Annotated in this window: 12 protein-coding genes; 7 read left to right on the forward strand and 5 right to left on the reverse strand. The window is 70.0% G+C overall.

Annotation, left to right across the window (positions count from 1 at the left end; genetic code table 11):
* From AV521_RS53095 to AV521_RS45090, 4 genes are all read right to left on the reverse strand, one after another.
* On the reverse strand, positions 1–143 hold a 143-nt coding region (locus AV521_RS53095), incomplete at its 3' end, for a polyketide synthase docking domain-containing protein (RefSeq protein WP_179023878.1).
* A 111-nt stretch (positions 144–254) separates the two neighbouring features.
* Positions 255–2,159 carry an anthranilate synthase family protein gene (locus AV521_RS45080; RefSeq protein WP_305965229.1) on the reverse strand — a complete coding sequence of 635 codons (1,905 nt, stop codon included), beginning with the start codon at positions 2,157–2,159 and terminating at the stop codon, positions 255–257.
* On the reverse strand, positions 2,156–2,851 hold the full coding sequence (locus AV521_RS45085; RefSeq protein WP_079249744.1) for an isochorismatase family protein: 696 nt from the start codon (positions 2,849–2,851) through the stop codon (positions 2,156–2,158). Before AV521_RS45085 ends, AV521_RS45080 begins: the two co-directional genes overlap by 4 nt.
* A 44-nt stretch (positions 2,852–2,895) precedes the next feature.
* A complete protein-coding gene (locus AV521_RS45090) occupies positions 2,896–4,077 on the reverse strand; it encodes a 3-deoxy-7-phosphoheptulonate synthase (protein WP_076097772.1) in 1,182 nt (393 codons plus the stop codon).
* Between the two features lie 472 nt (positions 4,078–4,549).
* On the opposite strand from AV521_RS45090, the gene AV521_RS45095 reads away from it, so the two are divergent.
* From AV521_RS45095 to AV521_RS45115, 5 genes are all read left to right on the forward strand, one after another.
* Positions 4,550–5,686 (forward strand): acyl-CoA dehydrogenase family protein, encoded by a 1,137-nt coding sequence (locus AV521_RS45095; protein ID WP_076097773.1) that lies wholly within the window; start codon positions 4,550–4,552, stop codon positions 5,684–5,686.
* Positions 5,683–7,149: an amino acid adenylation domain-containing protein gene (locus tag AV521_RS45100; RefSeq protein WP_076097774.1), complete on the forward strand. Its 1,467-nt coding sequence runs from the start codon at positions 5,683–5,685 to the stop codon at positions 7,147–7,149. The genes AV521_RS45095 and AV521_RS45100 overlap by 4 nt, the downstream gene beginning before the upstream one ends.
* 95 nt (positions 7,150–7,244) lie before the next feature.
* Entirely contained in the window at positions 7,245–7,529 is a 285-nt protein-coding gene (locus tag AV521_RS45105; RefSeq protein ID WP_076097775.1) for an acyl carrier protein, read from the forward strand.
* Positions 7,530–7,581: 52 nt separating this feature from the next.
* Positions 7,582–8,127 carry a DUF1579 family protein gene (locus AV521_RS45110; RefSeq protein ID WP_076097776.1) on the forward strand — a complete coding sequence of 182 codons (546 nt, stop codon included), beginning with the start codon at positions 7,582–7,584 and terminating at the stop codon, positions 8,125–8,127.
* A gap of 77 nt (positions 8,128–8,204) precedes the next feature.
* Positions 8,205–13,307, forward strand: a complete 5,103-nt coding sequence (locus AV521_RS45115) for a type I polyketide synthase (RefSeq protein ID WP_076097777.1) — start codon at positions 8,205–8,207, stop codon at positions 13,305–13,307.
* A gap of 97 nt (positions 13,308–13,404) precedes the next feature.
* On the opposite strand, the gene AV521_RS45120 is transcribed toward AV521_RS45115, so the two are convergent.
* Positions 13,405–14,175 carry a 2,3-dihydro-2,3-dihydroxybenzoate dehydrogenase gene (locus AV521_RS45120; RefSeq protein ID WP_076097778.1) on the reverse strand — a complete coding sequence of 257 codons (771 nt, stop codon included), beginning with the start codon at positions 14,173–14,175 and terminating at the stop codon, positions 13,405–13,407.
* Positions 14,176–14,446: 271 nt separating this feature from the next.
* Here AV521_RS45120 and AV521_RS45125 point away from each other — a divergent pair, with 271 nt between their 5' ends.
* Together AV521_RS45125 and AV521_RS52025 are read left to right on the forward strand one after the other, a co-directional pair.
* Positions 14,447–23,227 (forward strand): type I polyketide synthase, encoded by an 8,781-nt coding sequence (locus AV521_RS45125; RefSeq protein WP_076097779.1) that lies wholly within the window; start codon positions 14,447–14,449, stop codon positions 23,225–23,227.
* Between the two features lie 36 nt (positions 23,228–23,263).
* Positions 23,264–23,371, forward strand: a 108-nt coding sequence (locus tag AV521_RS52025; RefSeq protein WP_256726001.1) for a polyketide synthase docking domain-containing protein, incomplete at its 3' end; no start/stop codon positions are given.

The following is a 23,371-nucleotide window of genomic DNA, read 5'->3' on the forward strand; positions in this document are numbered from 1 at the left end:
CCACCCGGGAACCGGCACGCCATACCCACCACCGCGATCGGCTCCAGCATGCTGGACTCGACCTCGTGGAGGCGGCGACGCGTCTTGTGCAGGTCCGCAGTCACTCGGCGAAGATATTCAACGGTTTTCTGCTCGTCCGCCATCGAGATCAGTCCAGCCTTTCGGAATTCCTAGAGCACGATCACAAGTTGCTGCGTCGACGCGTCACCGGGGAATGGACGCACGTTCGACAAAGGGGGCAGGAGACACCCGGATCAGGGTCTGAGAAGTCCCCTCAACGTGGTCCCGAGAATGCGCACTCCGTCCTGGGAGAGCACGGATTCGGCATGGAACTGCAACGAGGCGAAGTGCGGTCCGCGCAGGGCGTACACCTCGCCCGTCTCCCGGTCGCGACTGACTTCGACGACACCCACTCCGGGGCACTCGACCTTGTCGCCCTGGCTGACGGCGGCGAAGGTGTTGTAGAAGCCGACCCGCTCTCGCGCACCGAAGAGGCCGATCTCGCGTTGCAGCCCTTGGTTGACAGTGGCGCAGCGGGCCACGGTGAAGCCCAGTTCACGGCTGAGCGTCTGGTGGCTGAGGCAGACGGCGAGAAAGGGCCGTCGCTCGGTCAGCAGGGTGCCTACGGCGGACCGCAGGTGCGCGATCTTGGCGCTGTCGTCGTCGTTCGGGTCACCGGGGCCCGGCCCCATGACGATCAGGTCGTGACCGTCGAACTCGTAGGGTTCGTCGAAGCGGCGCACCGTCACCGTCAGGCCGAGCGAGCGCAGTTGATGATTGAGCATCTCGGTGAAGGTGTCCTCGGCATCGACGACGAGCACGCTTCGGCCGGCCAGTTCGTGGTCCCGCTGAGCCCGCTCGCTGTCTTCCGCCAGCCAGAACGGGGCAATGGTTCCGTTGCGTCGCGACAACGCGGCGCGGATCTCCGGGTGGTCGGCGAACCGGGTGCCGGCATCGGCGCCGAGCGCGGAAAGCAGGCCGGAGGCCTTGGCGCGGGTTTCGGCGACTTCGGTGTAGGGGTCGGAGTGGCGTACGAGTGTGGCGCCGGTGCCGATGCGGGCCCTGCCGGTGCTGTCGATGTCGGCGGTGCGGATGAGAATGGACGAGTCGAGCGTGGGCCGCCCCTGCTCGTCGTGTCCGATGAGCGCCATGACTCCGCTGTAGTAGCCGCGTCCTTCGGGCTCGTGGCGGCGGATGACACGACAGGCGCTCTCCAGCGGGCTGCCGGTGACGGTCGGTGCGAACATCGTCTCGCGCAGGATCTCCCGCACATCCCGGTCGCTGCGGCCCTCGATGAAGTATTCGGTGTGCGCCAGCTGGGCCATTTCCCGCAGATACGGCCCGGAGACCCGTCCGCCTGCGTCGCATATGCGGGACATCATCTTGAGCTCTTCGTCCAGGACCATGTATAGCTCTTCGGTCTCCTTCTGATCGGCGATGAATTCCTTCATCCCCGCCAGAGTCGGGCCGGACGTCGGGTAACGATGGGTGCCGCTGATGGGGTTCATCACCGCAGTGCCGTCGTGGAGGGTGATGTGCCGTTCCGGTGTGGCGCCGACGAAGGTCCGTTCGCCTGTGTGGACGACGAAGGTCCAGTGGGCGCCCGATTCGTGCTGCAGGAGACGGCGGAGGAGGACGAGTGCGGTGTGCGGCGTGTAGTCGGCGATGTCGACGACGAACGACCGCCTGATCACGAAGTTGGCGCCTTCGCCCGCGCCGATCTCCGTGGCGATGATCGTGCGTACGATCTCCGCGTAGTCGGCGTCATCCGTGTCGAAGTGTCCGCCGGACAGGTGGATCGGCGTGTCGGGGACGCGCGACAGGAAGTCGGCGACGGTGACCACAGCGTGTCGGCGGACCGTCAGCGCGATCAGGGGAGCGCCGTCGTCGACGCAGGCGAATCCTCGTTCGGCGATCTGCCGGTAGGGGATCACGGCAAGCACCTCTTGGCAGGCTCGCCCGGATTCGGGAGGGTCTGCGGGGATCGGGAGTTCGGCGAGGGTGCCGCAGTCGGACACGTCACCGATCAGGACATCCAGCCGGCCGGGGCCGCTCCGCTCCGGCCTGTGGAGCACCGCGAAGGCAGGCGGTCGTGTGGCGAGCACCTGCTCGATCGGGTCTTGTCCGGCAGTCGTCGATGCGGTCAGGCCGTCGTTCACGCCCGGCCTCCGTACCTGCCGACGAGGTCCCGGCCGCTCCGCCGTTCGGGCGGCGTCTCGTCGAGCGTGTCGAGCACATCCGCCGTGGTGAGCACCATCGCGCAGCGCCCTGCGGCGTATTCGAGGGCCCACCGGTGGTGGTGGGCGGAGAAGTCGGCGACCGCGTCGGCGACGAGGAAGGGCTGGATGTCGTGTGTGTACGCCTCGACGGCCGTCATCAGGACACCGACGTGCCCGTACACCCCGCAGACGACAAGCTGGTCGCGGCCCTCGGCTCGCATGCGTTCGAGCAGGTCGGACCGGAAGAACGCGCTGTAGCGCCACTTGGTGAGAGTCCAGTCGCCCGGCGCGGGGGCCGCGTTGTCCTCGATCTCGCGATCGGCCGGCTCGGGGGTCATGCCCGGGCCCCAGAAGTCCTTGAGCAGCCCGCGCTCCTCGTCGGTCATGCCTCCTGGTTGCGCCGTGTAGGCCACTCGTACGCCGCGCTCGGCGCAACGTCGGCGGATGCGGGCCGTGTTGGCCACCAGCTCATCGCGCGGGCTTCCGGCGGGGAACGCCTTGAGGAAGTAGCGCTGCATGTCGTGGATGAGCAGTACCGCCCGGCCGGGGTCAACGCTCCAGCGGGCGGTGTTCTCGGGCAGGTCGTCCCGCGTGGGCATGGGGTAGGGCGTGATGAGGGGTATGCCTGGCATGGCTCGGTGTTTCCTCCGCTTGGTGTACGGGTCGGCGCGATGGACTAGGAACGCCACGTGGCGACCACGGAGGCGGCCTGGCCGGGGTTGAGGCGCGGGTCGCACAGAGTGGTGTACTTCTCGCCTACCTGCTCCACGTGGGACTCGTTCATCACGCACTCCGTGACCGCGTCAGGGGTGATTTCGAGATGCAGTCCGCCGGCTGTTCCGCCGAATGCGGATACCGCGCACTGGAATTGCTCGGCCTCCCACAGGACGGACTTCACATAGCGGGTCTTGAGCCCGGCCGATGTGATGAGGGTGTTGCCGTGCATGGGGTCGCAGAGCCAGATCACCGGGTGTCCCGCCGCGCGCACCGCTTGTACGAGGTGGGGCAGCCGCTCGGCGACGGCCGGGGCTCCCATGCGGGCGATGAGGGTGAGTCGGCCGGGTTCCCGGTCGGGGTCGAGCACGGCGCACAGCGCGACGAGGTCGCCGGGTGTCATGCCGGTACCGACCTTGCAGGCCACCGGATTGCTCACGGCGGCGAGCAGCGCGACATGCGCACCGTCGAGCTGATGGGTGCGGTTGCCGATCCACGGCCAGTGGGTGGAGGCGAGGTAGAGCCGCCCCTCGTCGTCGCGCCGTAGCAGCGGAACCTCGTAGTCCAGCAGGAGCGCTTCATGGCTGGTCCAGACGTGCGGCCCGGACTCCCAGCGACGGACGCGGTCTCGCCAGCCGAGGTGGCTCATCACCTGGCTCGCGGCCTGGTAGCAGGCGAGTACGCGCAGCGGGTCGGGCAGCCGGAGTACCGGATCGGGCTCCGGGCTGTTCACCATGTGGCCCCGGTAGACGAGCAGTTCCTCGCCCGCGGCCCGCTCGCTGGGCTGCGAACGCGGTTTGGCGTACTGGCCGGCGAGGCGGCCGACGCGCACCACGGGTTTGTGTGTGTGCATCCGCATCGTGCCGGCCAGCACCTCCAGCAGGCCGGCCTTGCGGGCAACATAGTCAGGGGTGCATTCCGCCGGGTCCTCGGCGCAGTCTCCGGCCTGGATGACGTGAGAAAGGCCGGATGCCACGTGAGCGAGGAGCGAGCGCAGCGCGGCGATGTCCGAGGGGTGGACGAGCCCTGGTGAGCTCGCGAGTTCCTCTCGCACCAGCTGGAGTCGCGTCCGGTCGTTCCAGTCGGGCTGCTGCCGTGCCGGCTTCCCTTCGAGAAACGGGTATCTGTCGGTCCCCAGCTGCATGCCAGGCTCTCCTCGCGGGTCGCGCCGAATTCGGGTCGAGTCGGTTCTCGATGTGCTGGTGGAAAGGCTGCGATGTCACCTGTTTCCGCAGTCCCATTGACTTTTCCCGCTGTCGTCGAAACATGGTGGGCCGAAGCCCGGCGCACCTGGAACCCCTAAAAACGCGACGGTCGGGGCTCCCCGCCCGAGCGCCGGGCAAGGCCCGCTCATTAGGGGAACCCCCTAGCTGGGCAGGCCGCGTTCCGGCGCCGACGCCGCAGGAGCTGCGTGGGGAGTTCTTAGGGGGTGACACCGGGGACGGCCCTGGATAGCTTCTCCCGGCAGGACGGCATTCAGTCGGAAAGTGCCATGGCAGCTCTTCCCGAGTTCCATGCCGGTCTCCCGTCCCGTTTCACATCACCGTCGGCACCTGGCTGTTGTTCTTCGCCGCGGGAGCGCTGAAACACCCCGTCACGATAAGGCAAGAATCGCTGTGGACTTTGGACTCTCCGCCGTGCAGCGAAATCGCTGCGACCGTATCTTCGAAGAAGCGAGCGCCCGTTGGGGCGGGAGCCTGGCCTCGGGCGATCCGGATGTCACCCGCCAGGACTTCAAGCTCGCCGGGAAAATCGGGCTGACCGGTCTGGCTCTGCCCACCGAGGTCGGCGGGGGCGGTCTCACCGCGCTGGACACCGCGCTGTGCCTCGAAGCCTTCGGCCGGGCCTGCCCGGACACCGGCCTTGCGTTCGCGGTCGCCGCGCACCTGCTGGCCTGCGCGGTTCCGGTCAGGGACTTCGCTTCGGACCAGGTACGCGACCAGCTGCTCGCGGGCCTGGTCACGGGTGAGGTGATCGCGTCGAACGCCATGACCGAGGACGACGCGGGCTCCGACATCGGGAACATCAGGGTTACCGCGACACCCGTCGGCGACGGCTATGTACTCAATGGTGAGAAGTCATGGGCCAGCAACGCCGTGATCGCGGATTTGATCGTCACCTACGCCGTCACCGACCCGAAGGCCGGCTTCCTCGGCCTGTCGGCCTTCGCGGTGCCCGCCGATCTGCCCGGGATCACACTGGGCGAGCCACTGCCGAAGATGGGTCTGGCAGGCTGTCCGGCCGGCCGGGTGCACTTCGACAACTGCCATGTGCCGGCCGAGTTCCTGCTGGGCGAGGAGGGCCAGGGAGCGGCGATCTTCCAGCATTCCATGGCCTGGGAGCGCGCGTGCCTGTTCGGCATCTACCTCGGCCTGATGGAGCGCCAGCTTGCGGACTGCGTGGAACGGGCCGGTCAGCGCCGTCAGTTCGGGCGGCGCATCGCGGAGTTCCAGGCCGTCTCCCACCGGATCGCCGTCATGAAGCAGCGACTCGAAGCAGCCCGGCTGCTGCTGTACCGCGCCTGCTGGCTGCTCGACCAGGAGGAGGAGCATGTGAGCGCGGTCGCCCTTTCCAAGGTCGCGGTGTCCGAGGCCGCGGTGGCGAACTCACTCGACGCGATCCAGATCTTCGGCGGAGCCGGCTACCTCGCGGGCGGCGCCGAGGAGCAGCTGCGGGACTCCGTTCCCACCACCCTCTTCTCCGGCACCACGGAGATCCAGCGGGAACTCGTCGCGAGGGAGCTGGGGCTGTGACGCTCCATCAGCTCGTCATCGACTCCGCCGCCGAACACCCCAGTCTGCCGGCCGTGGTGACCGCGGACGGAGACCTCACCTACGGCGCTCTCGACCGGCGCGCCAACGCCCTCGCTCATCGACTGCGCGCCCTCGGGGTGGCACGCGGGGACCGTGTGATCATCTGGGCGGAGAAGTCTGCACCGGTGATCACCGCGATGCAGGCGGTGCTCCGGCTCGGCGCCGCCTACGTCCCGGTCGACGGCTCAGCCCCCCTGGAACGCGTCGCGGGGCTCGCCGAGGACTGCTCCGCCGCCGCCGTGCTGACCACCGCCGACCGGGTCGGCCCGACGGCCGGCCGGCTCCCCTCCACGATCCCGTGTCGGGAGCTGACCGCGGGCGACGACGAGGAGATCCGTCCCGCTGCGGTCAACGAGCCGGTGGGGCCTGACAACCTGGCCTACATCCTCTACACCTCCGGGTCGACGGGAGCGCCGAAGGGCGTGTGCATCAGCCACCGCAATGCCCTGGCCTTCGTGGAATGGGCGGTGGAGACCCTCGACGCCACGCCCGAGGACCGGTTCTCGAACCACGCGCCGTTCAATTTCGACCTGTCCGTCCTCGACCTGTACGCGGCGTTCTCGGTCGGCGCGTCGGTCCACCTGATTCCGGCGGAGCTCGCCTACGCACCGGAACACCTGGTCGAGTTCCTGCACCGGCAGCGGATCACCGTCTGGTACTCGGTGCCCTCCGCGCTCATTCTCATGATCCGCGACGGGGCTCTGCTCGACCGGACCGCGCCGGGCCATCTGCGGGCGGTCCTCTTCGCCGGTGAGCCGTTCCCCATCCCGCAGGTGCGGCAGCTGGTGACGTGGACCTCCGCCAGGCTGTTCAACCTCTACGGCCCCACCGAGACGAACGTATGCACCTTCCGCGAGGTCGTCCCGGCGGACCTGAAGCGTGAACGGCCGGTTCCGATCGGCATCGCCTGCTCCGGTGATCGCGCGTGGGCGCAGCGTCCCGACGGGGAGGTCAGCGGCCCCGGGGAAGAGGGCGAACTGTTCGTGGACGGTCCCACCGTGATGCTCGGCTACTGGGGTGCGGAGCCGCACCGAGGGCCGTACCCCACCGGGGACATCGTCAAGGTGCTGGACGACGGGTCGTTCGACTACGTGGGCCGACACGATCACATGGTCAAGGTGCGCGGCCACCGGATCGAACTGGGCGAGGTCGAGGCCGCGCTCAGCTCGCACCCCGCCGTGGCGGAGGCCGCGGCTCTCGTCGTGGGCAGCGGCATGGAGTCGCGTCTGGTGGCCTGTGTGGTGCCCCGGAACGACCACGAGCCGGGCGTCCTGGAGTTGCGCCGGCACTGTGCACAGCGGCTGCCCCGCTACATGCTCGCCGACGAGCTGCGCCTGGCGGCGCAGCTGCCCAGGACACGCAACGGGAAGATCGACCGCGCGGCACTCACCTCCCAGTTCTAGGGCCCGTCTGACAATTCCCGTCGTCCGGCCGCAGGACAGGCGGGAATTGCCGGACAGGCCCCAGTGGCTCAGCCTCAAACCGGAAGGAACGACAGATGGCTCAGGACGCGACCGCCAGGACCGACGAGATCACCGAGAAGGTGACGTCCTTCATCCGGGAGCGTTTTCTCGACGGCGACCCCCAGGGAGAACTCGACGAGACCACACCGCTGCTCGAATGGGGGGTCCTCAATTCCCTCAACACCGTGGTCCTGCTCAATTACGTCCGCACGGATCTCGGGGTGACGGTGCCGCCTCGCAAGATCAATGCACGGGACCTGAAGAACATCCGGAACATCTCCGAGATGATCCGCAAGATCGCGGCGGAGTCCGCCGCCTGACCGACTTCCTGAACACGCACCAGGGAATTCGAAACAAGAGGAGCCCAACCCGATGACGGACGACACGACGACTGCCGCTGACGACAAGATTCGCGACTACCTGGACAACCACCGGCCCACGGCCAGGCCCGTCAAGGAGAACAACGATCCTCCGGCCCGGCTCCACGAACTCGACTTCCTGCTGGGCAAGATGGTCACCACGTTCGACACCGGTGTCCTGATGGAAGCGGTGACCCGGCCGATCATGGGCGGGCACTACTACCAGATGGATCTCAAGGCGACCTACGCCGACGGATCACCGAAGCTCGAGGGTAAGTGGATCATCGGGTGGAGCGAGCCCGACCAGCACTTCGAGTCGTACTACGTCGACTCGATGGGAACGCTCGGTGTCTCCACCTCTCCCGGCTGGGTGGATGGGCATCTGGAGTTCATCGGCGACCACGTGCTGGGCGAGGTGGGGGTCCGCTCGCGTTCCAAGGACGCTTACACCCCCGTCGACGAGCGGCATTTCCGTCTCGACGCGTTCGTCGAGGTCGACGGCGCATGGAAGTTGTACGACATCCAGGACTGCACGATCACCCCTCCGTCCGAACTGTAGAGGCAGAGCGAGGGCCCGTTGCACGACCCGCGGCCACCGGCCGGCCGACGCCTTCCCCATGAGGAGCCGACAGCGAAATGGCAGACGAAGAGAAGCTTCAGAAATACCTCAGAAAGGCGACGGCCGAGCTGCGTCAGGTGCGCGGCCGGCTCACCGCGGAGGAGGAGAAGAACCGGGAGCCCATCGCGATCATCGGCATCGGATGCCGGTTCCCCGGCGGTGTGCGGTCACCGGAGGATCTGTGGGAGCTGGTGGACTCGGGCGGCGACGCCATCTCCGGTCTGCCGGTCGACCGCGGGTGGAACCTGGCCGACCGGATGCCTGAGCTCCGCGGCGGCTTCCTGTACGACGCGCACCTCTTCGACCCCGAGTTCTTCGGGATGGAGGCGGCCGAGGCCCGGGCGATCGACCCCCAGCAGCGGCTGCTGCTGGAGACCTCCTGGGAGGCGTTCGAGCGTGCCGGGATCGACCCGGTCTCCGCCAAGGAGAGCCGCACCGCGGTCTACACCGGAATACAGTTCGGCGGATATCCGCTGCTGATGGGCGGGCCGCCCCCCGCGGAGGTCCAGGACTACATCGGGTTCGGCAGCTCTGGCGGAGCCGCCTCCGGCCGCATTTCGTATCTGATGGGCCTGCTGGGCGGCTCGCTCAGTGTGGACACCCAGTGCAGTTCGTCGCTGGTGGCGGTTCACCTGGCCGTCAAGGCCCTGCGCAACGGGGAGGCCACGCTCGCCCTGGCGGGCGGGGCGAGCGTGATGTCCCTGCCCAGCACTCTGCTCGACTTCCACCGCCGGCGGACCACGTCGCCCGACGGGCGTTCGAAGTCGTTCGCCGCGGCGGCCGACGGCGTGAGCCTGTCGGAGGGCGTCGCCGTCCTGCTGCTGGAGCGGCTGTCGGACGCGCGCCGCAACCACCATCCGGTCCTCGCGGTCGTCCGTGGGTCCGCGATCAACCAGGACGGCTCCACCAACGGCATGTGGGCTCCGCGCACGCAGGCTCAGGAACAGGTCATCCGGCAGGCGTTGGCCGACGCCCGGCTCACGGCGGGCAGCGTCGACGTGGTGGAGGGCCACGGCGTGGGCGCGACACTGGGTGACGGGGTGGAGGCCCAGGCGATCATCACGACGTACGGTGAGGAGCACTCCGGTGAGCAGCCGGTTCGGCTCGGCTCCGTCAAGTCCAACATCGGCCACACCCAGACCGTCGGCGGTGTTGCCGGCATTACCAAGATCGTCATGGCGATGCGGCACCAGAGGCTGCCCAAGACGCTGCATGTCGACCGGCCCACCACGCACGCGGACTGGTCGGCGGGCACGGTGCGGCTGCTCACCGAGGCGGAGCCGTGGCCGGCGGGTGACCGCGTCCGCAGGGCGGGCGTGTCGTGCCTGACCCTGAGCGGCACCAACGCCCATGTCGTCCTCGAAGAGGCCCCGGCCGAGGAGGGCGCCGAACAGAGCGCACCCCCGGGCCCGTTGTCCAGGCCCGTGCCCTGGATCATCTCGGCGAAGACGCGGGACGCGCTGCGCGAACAGGCCGGCCGGATCCGCGATGCGTGCGCCGAGGCGGACGTCCGTGACACCGGCGCCGCCCTGTACACCACGCGCTCGGCCTTCAGGCACCGCGCGGTGGTCGTCGGGCAGGACCGGGATGCGCTGCTGGCGGGGCTGGACGCCGTGGCGCACGCACGCACCGCCGGCAACGTGGTGCGGGGGGTCGCGGAGACCCGCGGAAAGACAGCGCTGATGTACTCCGGCTCGGGGCTCGAACGTCCCGGGGCGGGGGGCGAGTTGTACGAGGCGTTCCCCGCTTTCGCTCAGGCCCTGGACGAGGTCTGTGTGGAACTCGACCGTGCCCGGGCCGCCTCGGGTGACGGCGGTGAACAACGCCCGCTGCGCGACCGGATGCTCGATCCGACGCAGAGTTACGCGTCCCCGCGCCTTGCACGAGCAGCGCATTTCGCCTTCGGCATCGCCCTGCACCGGCTGGTGGAGGGCTTCGGGGTCGCACCGGAGTACGTGACCGGGCTCGGTGTGGGCGAGGTCGCGGCCGCGCACGCGGCGGGGATACTGTCCCTGCCGGACGCCTGCTCGCTGGCCGTCGCGCTGATCGGATCCGCCGACGTGCCGGCCGGGGGAGCTTCGGTGTGGATCCAGGCCACCGAGGCGGAACTGCGCTCGGACCCCGCGCTCGGCGGCGCCGAGGCGGGTGTGGTGATCGCCGCGGTGGACGAGCCCGGTGGGACCGTCGTCTCCGGTGACCGGGACCAGGTGGAGGACGTCGCGGATCGCTGGAGTTCGCGGGGGCGTGCGACCGGGCCGCTGCGCACTGCCCGCACCATCGCCCCCTCGGGCCAGCAGCCGTCGGAGGCCCAGCAGGAGTTGCGCCGCACGCTCGCACACCTCGCCTTCGACGAGGCGGCGGTGGCGTTCGTGTCCGGCCTCGACGGCGAGACCGTCTCCGTGGAACGGCTGCGGACCCCGGAATACTGGACGGATCATGCCCGCAGGCCCACCCGCTTCCTGGACGCTGCCCGGCACCTGCAAGGCCGCGGCGTGACCCGCTTCCTGGAGGTGGGGCCGAACGGCGAACTGACCGCTCTCGCCCGCCGCAGCGTCGCCTCCCATGGTGAGCCGGGGCGGGCAGTGCTCCTCGTCGGCTCCCAGGGTGACGACGGCACGGCCGAAGCGCACTCGCTGCTGACCGCGATCGGCACCCTGCACACCGACGGCGTACCAGTGCGTTGGTCCCCCGCGTTCGAGGGCCACCAGGCCCGCCGGGTGGACCTGCCCACCTCGCCCTTCCAGTATCAGCGGCACTGGCTGATACCGCCGGACCGGCGCACGCAGACGCCCGCCGGACCGGCAGCGGCCCATCCGCTGCTGGGCGCACCGGTCGAGCTGGCGACCGGTCCCGCGCAGTGGTTCGCGCGGGACTACACCACCACTCGCCCCGACGCTTCGCTGCTGGGACGGGTGCACGGCACCTGTGTGCTCTCCTCCGCCGCGCTGGTGGAGTGGGCGCTGGCAGCCGCCCGCCACGGCTCGGCCGATCCGAGCGCGCCCCGCACCCTGCGGGGTGTGGAACTGCACGACGTACTGGCCGTGCCCGACGGCGGGCCGCTGTGCCTGCAGACTCTGCGGGAGGCGTCCGACGACGGCGTCCTGGTGCGCGGTTTCGCCCGCACCGGCGGCGGATGGACGCAGCTGGTGAGCGTGTCGGCCGCCGGGCCGGCAGCACCGCCTCCCGCGGCCCCGGTCGACCTGGAGTCACTGCGGGCCGGTCTCCAACGGCAGGACGCCGATGCGTGGTACGCCCGCCTGTGGCGACAAGGCGTCGAGGACGACCGCGAGGCGGCAGCCGTCACCGAGCTGTGGTGCGGCAAGGACGACACCGTGGCGCTGGTCCGGTGCGGCGAATCCGGCCCGCAGGACCCGGCAGCCGACCGGTTGTCGTCTCCACCGGTCCTCAAGGCGGGGTTCACCCTTGCCGCCGCGTTCGGCGAGCGACGCACGATCCCCGTGTCGCTGGACCGGTTCACTGTCCATGAACCCCTCTCCGGCACGGTGTGGGTCCACGCCCGGCGGCTCGACGGCGGCCTCGTCACGGTCACGTTCCTGTCGGAAGCGGGACATCTGCTTGCGACCCTCGAAGGAGTCGGGCTACGCCCGGTCCGGGAAGAGGAGACCTCACTCCTTGCCACGGTCCCCCTGCGCCGGCACGACCTGGTCTGGCAGCCCCTGGACGACACCGCGCGCACCACCACCATGCCCGGTCCGAAGGGCAGTTGGCTGGTTTACGGCGCCGACGACGGCCAGGTCCGTAAGTGGCGGGCCCAGCTGGCGATGGACGGCATCCCCGCTCTCGCGATCGTCCCGGGCGACGGCACAGCCGGACAGGATGGCGACACCCTGTCGGTCTCCCTCGAACATCCGGACGCCGTCGAGCGCCTGTGGGCCGACCTACGGCGACGTGGTGTCTCCGTCGACGGCCTGCTGCTCCACTGCGGGACCATGGCGGTCGACGGTGCGGACGGGGAGCAACCCGGCGGGGCGGCATGGCAGTCGGGACGGGACTGCTTCTCGTTCCTGCAGCGTTTCCTGCGCGAGAACGCCGCACAGGCACCGAGGATCGTTCTGTGCTCCACCGGAGCGGCGGCGCCTGTGCCGTTGGACGCAGCCCCGCCGAGTGCGCCGCAGACGCTGATCACGGCCCTGGCCAGGACCGTCATCTGGGAGTATCCCCACCTCGCGGGCGTCCAGGTCGACCTTGAGCCGGGAGCGGAACCACCGGCGGCCGGCGTGGTGGTCCGGCGCGCGGCGGGCCTGGCGGGCTCCGGCCATCTCGCGGTGCGAGCTGACCGCTGGTACGAGGCCCGGATCCAGGAGAGCCCTCTTCCCGAGAGCGGCGAAGGCACCGTCAAGGTCCGGGAGGATGCCACCTATCTTGTCCTGGGCGGCAAGCGGGGCACCGACGCTTCGGCGGTCGTCGACTGGCTCGCCGAGCGGGGAGCCCGGTCGGTGGTCATGGCCGGCTGTGAACGGGGCGCGCAGACCGGCGATGCCGTGCGATGCGTCGAGTACGCCGACGGCGACTTCAGCGACCCGGTAGCGGTCACGGCTCTCCTGGAGCGCATCGACCGAGACCTCCCGCCGCTGCGTGGCGTCATCCACCTCGCCGATGCGGTGCCGGACGCCCCGCTGGACGCCTGGGACTGGGACGGCTTCAGTGCGGCACTGAGCCGCGCGCTGGGGGCACCCTGGCACTTCCACCGGCACACACGGGAACTCGACTTCTTCGTCCTGTCCTCCGCGATCACCGCGCTGCCCGGCCGCAGCGGTCAGGCGGTCGCGACGGCGGCCGACGCCTTCTTCGAGGCGCTGGCCCGTCACCGCCGCCACGCGGGCCTGTCCGCGGTGAGCGTCGCCTGGGGGCCCTGGCAGGGGGCGGAGCAACCGGAGACAGGCTCGCTGCAGGAGTCGGGCATCCACCCGGCACCGGTCGCCTCGGCGCTGGACGCGCTGGGCCAGGTGCTGGCCGGCTCCGCACCACGCATCGGCTTGGCCCGCGTGGTCTGGCAGCGGTATCTCGCCGCGGCCGGCCGCAGCCAGCGGTACGCGCCGCTCGAAGCAGCGGCGTCGGACGAGCGTGAGCAGACCGTGGGATTCGGCCAGCGCCGATGACATCCACGGACCGGGTACACGAGTAGGACGACGAAGAGTCCGGTGCCCCGCTTCCCGTGAGAGGAAGCGGGGCACCGGACTCCTGTCGCGCCGGGGGTCAGACGCCGAGCGTGGCACCACCGTCGACGGTGAGGTGCTGCATCGTGATGTGACCCGCCTGGTCGGAGAGGAGGAACACCACCGCATCGGCGATATCGGAGGGGCGGGCGAATTTCCGTAGCGGAATACCCACCTTGTATGCCTCGGCCTGACCGTCCAGCGTCTTCTTCGGGCCGCTCTCGTCACGCCACAAAGACCTGAGCATCGGGGTGTCGGTGGAACCCGGTGCCACCAGGTTGCAGCGGATTCCGTACTGGGCGACCTCAAGTCCCAGGCACTTGGTGAACATCATCGCCGCGGCCTTGGATGCGGAGTAGGCGGCCATGTCCGTACGGGCCGTTCCGGCCGCGTTCGAGGCAACGGTGACAATGGCTCCCGAGGAACGGGGCACCATACGATTGACCACCGCACGGGACATCAGAAAAACTCCGGTCGTATTGACGGCGAAGGTGGTGTGCCAGTCCTCGTCGGTGAGCTTCCTGGCCTCACCGAGGCGCAGCACGCCGGCGGCGTTGACCAGATACCGCGCCGGGCCGAGCCGCCCCTCCACCTCCTCGACCAGGGACTCGACCTGCTCGGCACACGTGACGTCGGCACTGAAGGCGTGGGCGCCGAGCCCGTCCGCCTGCAGTTTCGTCGCCTTTTCCCGTACCGCGTCCGGGTCCCGGTCCACGGCTGCCACCACCGCCCCGTTTTCAGCCAGCGCACGCACCACGGCCGCGCCTATCCCACCCGCGGCCCCGGTGACCACCGCGATTTCGCCTTGCATCGTGAGCTCTCCCCCTTGTGACGGTTATGAAGAACCAGGTGAAGCTTTCCTCGGATACGCCATCAATGCGTTTTCCAGCCTCTCAAGAACGCTTCTGCGCCGACACCCGTAACCCACCCCTATGAGGCTCGGAACGGAAACGCTAGGGGCCCGGTAGGGGCTGACGCGCCACCGTGCGTCTCCGTAGCATCGGACAGCCACTGCTACGCGTTGACAAATTTCCCGCCCCTGGCATTCCACGTTCCCGGCACTATCCCAACGGAGGGAATAGATGAGCAGCGATTCCGACAAGGGATCGACACCCGCCCGTGCGGTTGAGCCCACCATCGCCATCGTGGGTGTGGGATGCCGCTTCCCAGGAGACGTACGAACCCTGGATTCGTTCGGGCGCCTTCTGACCTCCGCCGCCGATGTCTTCACCGAGGTGCCGGAGGACCGCTGGGGGCGGCAGTACAGCGAACCCTCCGGCGGACCGGGGACCATCTCGAACGGCATGGGCGCCTTCCTCGTCGACATCGATCGCTTCGACGCCCCCTTCTTCGGGGTGAGTCCCCGTGAGGCGAGCCTCCTCGACCCTCAGCAGCGTCTCGTCCTGGAGGTGGCCTGGGAGGCGATGAGCGACTCCGGGCGGCCCCGTGACGGTTGGCGCGGCTCCCGCACCGCGGTCATGTTCGGGCTGCTCGCCAAGGACTACGAGCTCCTGCACGCAAGGACGCTCGGCATCCGGGAGATCGGCCAGCATCACGTCGGAGGACTGGAGTTCAGCTTCGCGGCGGGCCGGCTCGCCTACACCTTCGATCTGAACGGTCCGGTGTCCACCGTCAACTCCGCCTGCTCGTCCTCGCTTCTCGCGGTGCACCAGGCATGCCAGAGCCTGCGCGCCGGTGACTGCGACACGGCCGTCGCCGGCGGCGTCAGTCTGCTCATCACGCCGGACATCAGCGTCTTCCTCAGCCGCGTCGGCGCGATCTCCCCGTCGGGGCGGTGCCGCCCGTTCGACGCCTCGGCGGACGGTATCGTGCGCGGCGAAGGCGCCGGCGTCGTGGTACTCAAGCGCCTTGCCGACGCCGTGGCCGACCGGGACCGGATCTACGCCGTCATCCGCGGCTCGGCGGCCAACAACGACGGAACGAGCATGGGACTGACCGTCCCCAACTCGCTCGCCCAGACAGCGCTGTTGGAGATGGCGCTGCGGCGGTCCGGCCTCTCCCCGGCCGATGTGGACTACGTGGAGGCCCACGGCACGGGGACGGCGATCGGTGACGTCATCGAGGTGGACGCGATCGGCGAAGTGTACGCAAGGGGCCGCGACGCGTCCGATCCCATCCTTGTCGGTTCCCACAAGGCGCTGCTCGGACACATGGACGCGGCGGCCGGGATCGGCGGTCTGCTCAAGACCGCCTGGGTGGTCGGCTCGGGAACGATCCCGCGGCAGCCCCAAGTGGACACCCTCAACCCGGGGGTGAACTGGCGGGGCGGTGCCGTCACGGTGCCGATGAGCCATGTCGGGATCGCCGACCGGGACCGGCCGCTGCGGGCCGGGGTGAGCGCCTTCGGGCTCAGTGGCACGAACGTGCATGTGATCGTCGAGGCCCCGCCCGCGGCGGCGTCGCCGTCGGCGCACGCTCCGGCCGCCACCCCCCATGTGCTGCTCGCATCGGCCACCAGCCCAGCGGGACTCGCCGAACAGGTCGTCGGCATACGGGAGTTGGCTTCCAGCACGGACGACAGCGCTCTCGCCGACCTCGCCGCGTCGACAACGACCCGGCGTACGCACGAGACGCATCGCTACGCCGTGGTCGCCACCGGCCGGCAGGACGTCCTCGATGCCCTGGAGGATCCCGAGGAGCCGCAGGACGGCGCGTATACGGGTGTGGTGCTCGACCCCGAGTGCGCGCCGGAGCCGGTCTTCGTCTACTCCGGCCAGGGCGGCCAGTGGCCGGGGATGGCCATGGACCTGTACGACAGCGACCCGGTGGTCCGCGACGCGCTCGACGAGTGCGCCGAGTTGATCCGCGCCGAGGCCGGCTGGTCGTTGGTCGACGAGATCCGCACCGCTGATCCGGAGGCCGGCCTGCACAAGACCGAGATCGTCCAGCCGGCCATCTTCGCGGTGCAGGTCGCCCTGACTCGGTGGCTCGCCTCGAAGGGCGTGGTACCGGGTGCGATCGTGGGACACAGCCTCGGCGAGGTCGCCGCGGCACACGCCGCGGGGGCGCTGGCCCTGCCGGACGCGACCCAGCTGATCGTGCGCCGCTCCGAGACGCTGGGCCTGGCCTCCGGGTGGGGTCTGATGTTCGCGGTCACGGGAGACGAACCGAGCGTCCTCGGCGTTCTGGCCGAAGTCGGCCTGCCCGTCACCGTCGTGGCGGTGAACGGCCCCGGATCGCTCGTCATCGCCGGCAGTGCCGCGGACGTCACGGAAGCCGCGCGGGTCCTTCAGGCGCGGAACATGCGCTGCCGGCAACTGCGGGTCGACGCTCCCGCACACAGCCCCCTCATCGCGGACCTGGGACCGCAGCTCGAATCTGCGCTCGGCGGTCTCTCCGCGGCCCCTCCCGGCATTCGCATGCTGTCGACCGTGGACCCCGAAGCCGACACGACGGTCTATGACGCGGCCTACTGGGCACGGAACTTCACCAGCCCGGTACGCCTGTGGCCGGCCATCGACCGAGTGCTCGCCGAGGAGGACCATCCGCTCGTCGAGATCGGCCCGCACCCCGTCCTGGTCCCCTCGCTCACCGAAGCACAACGGCACCGCGAGCGACAGGCTCCGGCGCTTCCGGTGCTCAGCAGGTACGAGCCGGGGCAGGTCACCGCATACAAGGCCCTGGCCCGCCTGCACGTGGCCGGCGCCACGGTGCGCTGGGAGGAGGCCACCGGTCGTCCGGGCCGGTACCGCACACTGCCCGTTCCCTCATGGGGCGGCGACCGCTACTGGTTGCCCGGCGTGGAGCGCGGCCGGCAGGGCGTCACCGAGCCGCGGTCGGTGCGGACGGCCGACGAGGCGAGCGTCGCGCAGCCCGCCCGGATCCGGCTCAGTCTGCTCGACGCGGACGGCCGGGTCACCGGCGAGATGTACGCGGAGTCCCCCGGCCCCGTGCCCCCGGCCCCGTCGGGTCCGTCGGCCCCGTCAGGTCCGTCGGGTTCCCCGGAGCGGGATGCCCTCCCCCACCAGTCGACCGCGAAGACTCCGGGACCGTCGCCGACAAGCCACTCCAAGGCACTGACGGAGCTGGTGACCACGGCGGTCCGCGAACTGCTCGGACTGCCGGCAGGACACCCCGTTGCACGCCGCCGCGGCCTGTTCGAGCAGGGGCTCGACTCCCTGACGGCGGCGGGCCTGCGTACCCGGCTCGAACAGGAACTGGACGTGAAGCTGCCGACTACCGTGGTGTTCGAGCGGCCGACCATCGCCGCGCTGGCGGATTACCTCGCCGAGGTGGCCCCGCTCGGCTCCCATGCCACCACGGCACCGGCCGACCAGCCGGTGCCCGCCGACACGAGCCGGAGCGCGGAATCACGGGTCGGTGAAGCGGTGGAGGACACCGACCGGGGCGAGGACGGCATCGCGGTCATCGGCGTGAGCTGCCGCGTGCCCGCCGCCTCGTCACCGGGTGAGTTCTGGAACCTGCTGTGCGGCAGGGCGAGCACGGCAGCCGACTTCCCCCCGGACCGGCACAGGGATCCCATCTGGGCGGAGCTGGGCGAAGCCATCCCCATGCGCGGCTCCTATCTGGATGACATCGCCGACTTCGACGCTCCGTTCTTCCGGATCTCGCCCAGGGAGGCCAAACTGCTCGACCCGCAGCAACGCCTCTTCCTGGAGACCGCCTGGGAGGCCCTGGAGGACGCCGGCTGCCCGGCGCACACGCTCGAAGGGCGGCGGGTGGGCGTCTACGCCGGTCTGTCGATGGTGGATTACCAGTACCTGGTCGCACGCGAGATGGAGAGTTCCCGGCTGAACCTCTACCACGGCACCGGTACCTCCTTCGCCGCACTGGCCGGCCGGCTCTCCTACATTCTCGGGCTGCGCGGCCCCAGCATGACGGTCGACACCGCGTGCTCCGCCTCGCTGACCGCCGTCCATCTGGCCTGCCAGGCGCTGCGATCCGGTGACTGCCAGGTCGCGGTGGTCGGCGGCGCGAGCGCCATCGTCGCGCCCAGCCCGCTGCTGGCGTCGATGGCCGCGAGCGGGGCCCTGGCGCCCGACGGCCGGTGCAAGGCCTTCGACGAGAGCGCAGACGGGTTCGGCTGCGGTGAGGGTGCGGTAGTGCTGGTCCTCAAGCCGGTATCGGCCGCGCTGCGCGACGGTGACCGCGTCTACGCCGTGCTCCGAGGCAGCGCCGTCAACCAGGACGGCGCGACCGGCGGGCTGACCGTGCCCAATCCCGCGTCCCAAGTGGACGTGGTCCGGCAGGCGGTCGAGCGGGCCGGCTGGGCTCCGCACGAGGTCGACTACGTCGAGACGCACGGGACGGGGACGCCGCTCGGGGACCCGATCGAGGTCCACGCGCTGGCCGAATCACTGGGATCCGGCCGGGACCCGGACCACCCTCTCCTGATCGGGTCCGCCAAGGCGAACGTCGGTCATCTCGGGGCGGCGGCCGGGGTGGTCGGTCTCCTCAAGGTCGTTCTCGCCCTCCACCACGACATGCTTCCACCCCATGTGGTCACCCAGCCGTCCAGCCGGATCGACTGGGAGCGGCTGCCCGTCAGGCTCGTGACGGAGTCCAGGCAGTGGCCGGAGCACGGTAGGCCCGCACGAGCCGGTGTGAGCGCGTTCGGGTTCAGCGGCAGCAACGCCCATGTCGTGGTGGAGCGGTTCGGTCCCGTTCCTGCGGCCCGCCCCGGCGCTCCGGCGCCATCCGAAGCGGAACGCCACGACCGGGTCCTGCTCGTCACGGCCGCCACCGCGAACGCGCTGCGGAACGTGTGCCGGCAGACGGCCGGTGAACTCACCGCCAGGCCGGAACGCGTTGACGACATCGTCTTCACCGCGACCCACCGGCGCTCGCTTCTCGACCATCGCCTCGCGGTCGTGGGACCGGACGCGGTGTCACTGGCCAAGGCACTGGAGCTGGCCGTGGCCGACCTGACCACTGCGGCAGCGCGGTACGGGCATGTCGAGAACGGCGAGGAGCGGACAGTAGCCTTCCGGTACGGCTCCGCACTGCCGTCCCGTGAGACCCTGCGCCACTGGGCGGCGTCCGCTCCCTCGTACGGCCGGAGCCTGGACGAGTTCACCCAGCTGCTGGTGGGTCTCACCGGATCGCCCGTCGACCCGTACGACGGCTCGCACCGGAACCTGCTGCCGGCGCTCGTCTTCTGCCACCAGGCCGCGGCGACCAACGCCCTGCGGGAGCTGGGGCTTTCCACACAGGCGAGCACCGGTGACGGCCCCGGAAGGTTCACCGCGGCGTGGGCGGCCGGACGGCTCACCGCGCCGGCGGCACTGCGCCTTCTCCTCGACGAAGGCTCCGCCTCCTCCCTCGCCCTCACGGACGACGACGAGGACGCGGCAGCCGAATGCGATACGGCGGTGGAGGTTCTGCGGGACGGCGACACCCCTGCCCTGGTCGTGGCCGAGCTGTTCGCCGCCGGCTGCCGGCCCAACCTGCCCGAGCCGCTGGTTTCCTCCGCACGCGAGGTGGTCAGCCTTCCGAGCTACCCCTGGGAACACGTCCGGTATTGGTACCGCGAGTTCCCCGCCCCGCAGGCCACCGCCTGGATGCTGTCCGCGGACACCGAGGCGGAACTTCAGGCGCAGGCAGCGCGGTTGCTGGAATTCGTGGCGAACTCCTCGGCCGACGCGGCGGCGGTGGCCAGGACGCTGGCTGGACGGCCGGCGCTGCGGCACCGTCTGGCGGTGGTCGGCGGCGACCGCGAGGAGCTGCTGGCCGGTCTCCAGGCGTTCGCCGAGCGCGGTGAACTGACCGCGGGCGCGGTGTCCGGAGTGGCTTCGAGCACGGTCCGGCCGGTACTGGTCTTTCCCGGGCAGGGCTGGCAGTGGGCAGGGATGGGAGCGGAACTGCTTGAGTTCTCACCGGTGTTCGCCGATGTGCTGGCGGAGTGTTCCGCAGTGGTCGAGGAGTTGGCGGGATGGTCGGTCCTGGCGGTCCTGCGCGGTGAACCGGACGCCCCGTCACTGGACCGGGTGGATGTGGTCCAGCCGGTGATGTTCTCAGTGATGACCGGTCTGGCCCGGTTGTGGGAGTCGGCCGGGGTCGTTCCGGCGGCGGTCGTCGGGCACTCCCAGGGGGAGATCGCGGCGGCGTGCGTGGCCGGAGTGCTGACGGTCCAGGATGCCACCCGGGTGGTGGTGGCCCGCTCGGCGGCGCTGGTGGAACTCGCCGGACAGGGCTCGATGCTCTCGGTGGCGGCCGGGGTGGAGCAGGTCACCGCGTTGCTGGAGCGCTGGCAGGGCCAGTTGTGGGTAGCCGCGGTCAACGGGCCGACGAGCACTGTTGTGGCCGGGCGGATCCAGGCGGCACAGGAGTTCATGAACTGCTGCCGGGAGGCGCGGGTGCGGGTGCGCCGGATCGAGGTGGACTACGCCTCACACACTCCGCAGGTCGAGGCGATCGGGGAGCGGATCCTGGCGGCGCTGGGCGAGATCGTGCCACGAAAGGACCGGGTTCCGCTGTATTCGACAGTGACCGGAGCGGTGGTGGACACAACGGCGATGGACGCGACGTACTGGCTGGAGAACCTCCGCAGTCCCGTCCGGTTCCAGGACGCCACCACCGCGTTGCTGGATGGCGGGTTCACCGTGTTCATCGAGTCCAGTGCCCACCCGGTGCTGACGATGGGGATCGGTGAGACCGCGGACACGCGCGATGCCGGGGACGCTGTGACCATCGTCGGAACCCTGCGCCGTGACGACGGCGGACCGCGCCGGCTGCTGACCCATGCCGCCCAGGTGTGGGCCGCCGGAGTCGAGGTGGGCTGGCCCGCCCTGCTGCCCGGCGACGCGAGCGAACAGCCCGTCGAGGTGCCGATCGATGCCACCGGCACTGCGCCCCACTCAGGCGTCGATCTGGAGGAGAAGCGTTTCTGGCGCGTCGTCGAGCAGGCCGACGCCGGGGAACTGGCAGATCTGCTGGGGCTTGAACGGGACACGGAGCGGGCCTCGCTGGAGACCGTGCTGCCGGTGCTCTCCGAGTGGTGGCAGCAGCGCCGTGAGACCTCCGTCGCCAACTCGTGGCGGTACCGGATCACATGGAAGCCGCTGGTGGCCGACACCGCGCAGGCCACGCTCTCCGGCACCTGGTTCGTCGCCGCGCCGGCCCATCTCGTCGACCACGACCACGTGACCGCCTGTATGCAGTGGATCGGCGAGCACGGCGGCAAGGCCGTGCTTCTTGCCGCCGACATCGTGGACGGCGACCAGTCCGACCTCGTCAACGCATTCACGACCTGCGGCGACCAGCCCATCAGCGGGGTCCTGTCCCTGCTCGCGCTGGACGAGTCGCCGTACCCGGACCACCCGGTCATACCGGCCGGACTCATCGCCACGGTAAGGCTCATGCAGGCCATGGAGGCGGCATCGTGTGACGCACGGCTGTGGTCGGCGACGTGCGGTGCGGTCTCGACGGCGTCCGGGGACGTCGTGTCCCACCCCGTCCAAGCGCACCTGTGGGGTCTCAACCGCGTAGCCGGCCTGGAGAACCCGCGCCGCTTCGCCGGACTCGTCGATCTGCCGTCGACCCTGGACGGCACGACGGGAAGGCTGCTGTGCGCCGCGCTCGCGGGCATGGGGGACGAGGACCAGGTGGCCCTGCGCGGCACAGGCGTCCTCGCCCGTCGGCTGGTCCCGGCTCCCCTCCCCGACACCCCGCCCGGCGCCCGCTGGCGGCCCGCCGGCACCACCTTGATCACCGGAGGCACCGGGGCCCTCGGCAGCCATGTCGCCCGCTGGCTCTCCCGTAAGAAGGGGCACGTCCTGCTGGTGAGCAGGACGGGGCCCGAAGCCCCGGGAGCGGCGGAACTGCGCGAAGAACTCACCGCTTTGGGTGCCGCGTCCGTCACCATCACCGCCTGCGACATCGCGGACAAGGACGCCCTCGCCCGCGTCCTGGCGGACATCCCCGCCGAACGGCCGCTCACCGCCGTGATCCACACGGCCGGCGTGGTGGACGACGGGCCGGTGAACGAGATGACGGCCGCGCAGCTGGAGCAGGTGCTGCTGCCGAAGACGCGGGCCGTCGAGAACCTCCACGAGCTCACCCAGGGCCACGACCTGTCGGCCTTCGTGCTCTACTCCTCGGCCGGAAACCTGATTCCCAACGTCGGCCAGGGTGCCTATGCGGCGGGCAACGCCTACCTGGACGCGTTCGCCGAGTACCGCCGCGCGACGGGCCGCACGGCAACCTCGATCGCGTGGGGAGCCTGGGCCGGCAAGGGCATGGCCGAGGAGCGGAGCTTCGTCGACTGGCTCAGCCTCGGCGGCATGGACCTGATGACACCGCACCTCGGGGTCATGGCCCTGCAGCAGGCTCTGGACCACGACGACACCACAGTGGCGATCGCCAACGTCGACTGGGACCGGTTCGCGGAACGCTTCAACGCCACCCGTCCGCACCCTCTGGTCTCCGAACTCCTCGGATCGAGGGGATCGGCGGAACCGGCCGGGCCGGCCGGGCCGACCCGGCTCTCCGAACTGCCGGAAGCTCAGCGAAAGAGCGAACTGCTCGACATCGTCTGCGCCGAACTGGCCGTCGTGCTCGGCTACTCGGGCGCCGGGAGCATCGACACCGACGCGGCGTTCAAGGAACTCGGCATCGACTCTGTCACCGCGATCGAGCTGCGGAACCGGATCGTCACGGTTACCGGGCTCCGGTTCTCGCCCATCTCGGTCTTCGATCACCCCACCATCGAGGCGCTGACCGAACATCTCCTCGGCCAACTTCCCGAGTCGACGCAGGAGAAGCAGCAAAAACAGGCAGTGCCCGAACCGACGGCCGCATCCGGGCAAGCAGATCGAAGCCAGATCGACTCGATGGCAGTCGAGGACCTCGTGCGCATGGCGCGCGGTGCAAACGGTTCCTGACCGGTAGCGGGCAAGAGCGGAGTTTTCATCATGGCAATGTCGCATCAAGAGATCGTCGAAGCGCTGCGGGCGTCGTTGAAGGAGACGGAGCGGCTGCAGGGGGAGAACCGCCGGATGGCCGAGGCGGCACGTGAGCCGATCGCG

It is taken from the genome of Streptomyces sp. IMTB 2501, from assembly GCF_001953885.1.
GTDB lineage: Bacteria > Actinomycetota > Actinomycetes > Streptomycetales > Streptomycetaceae > Streptomyces.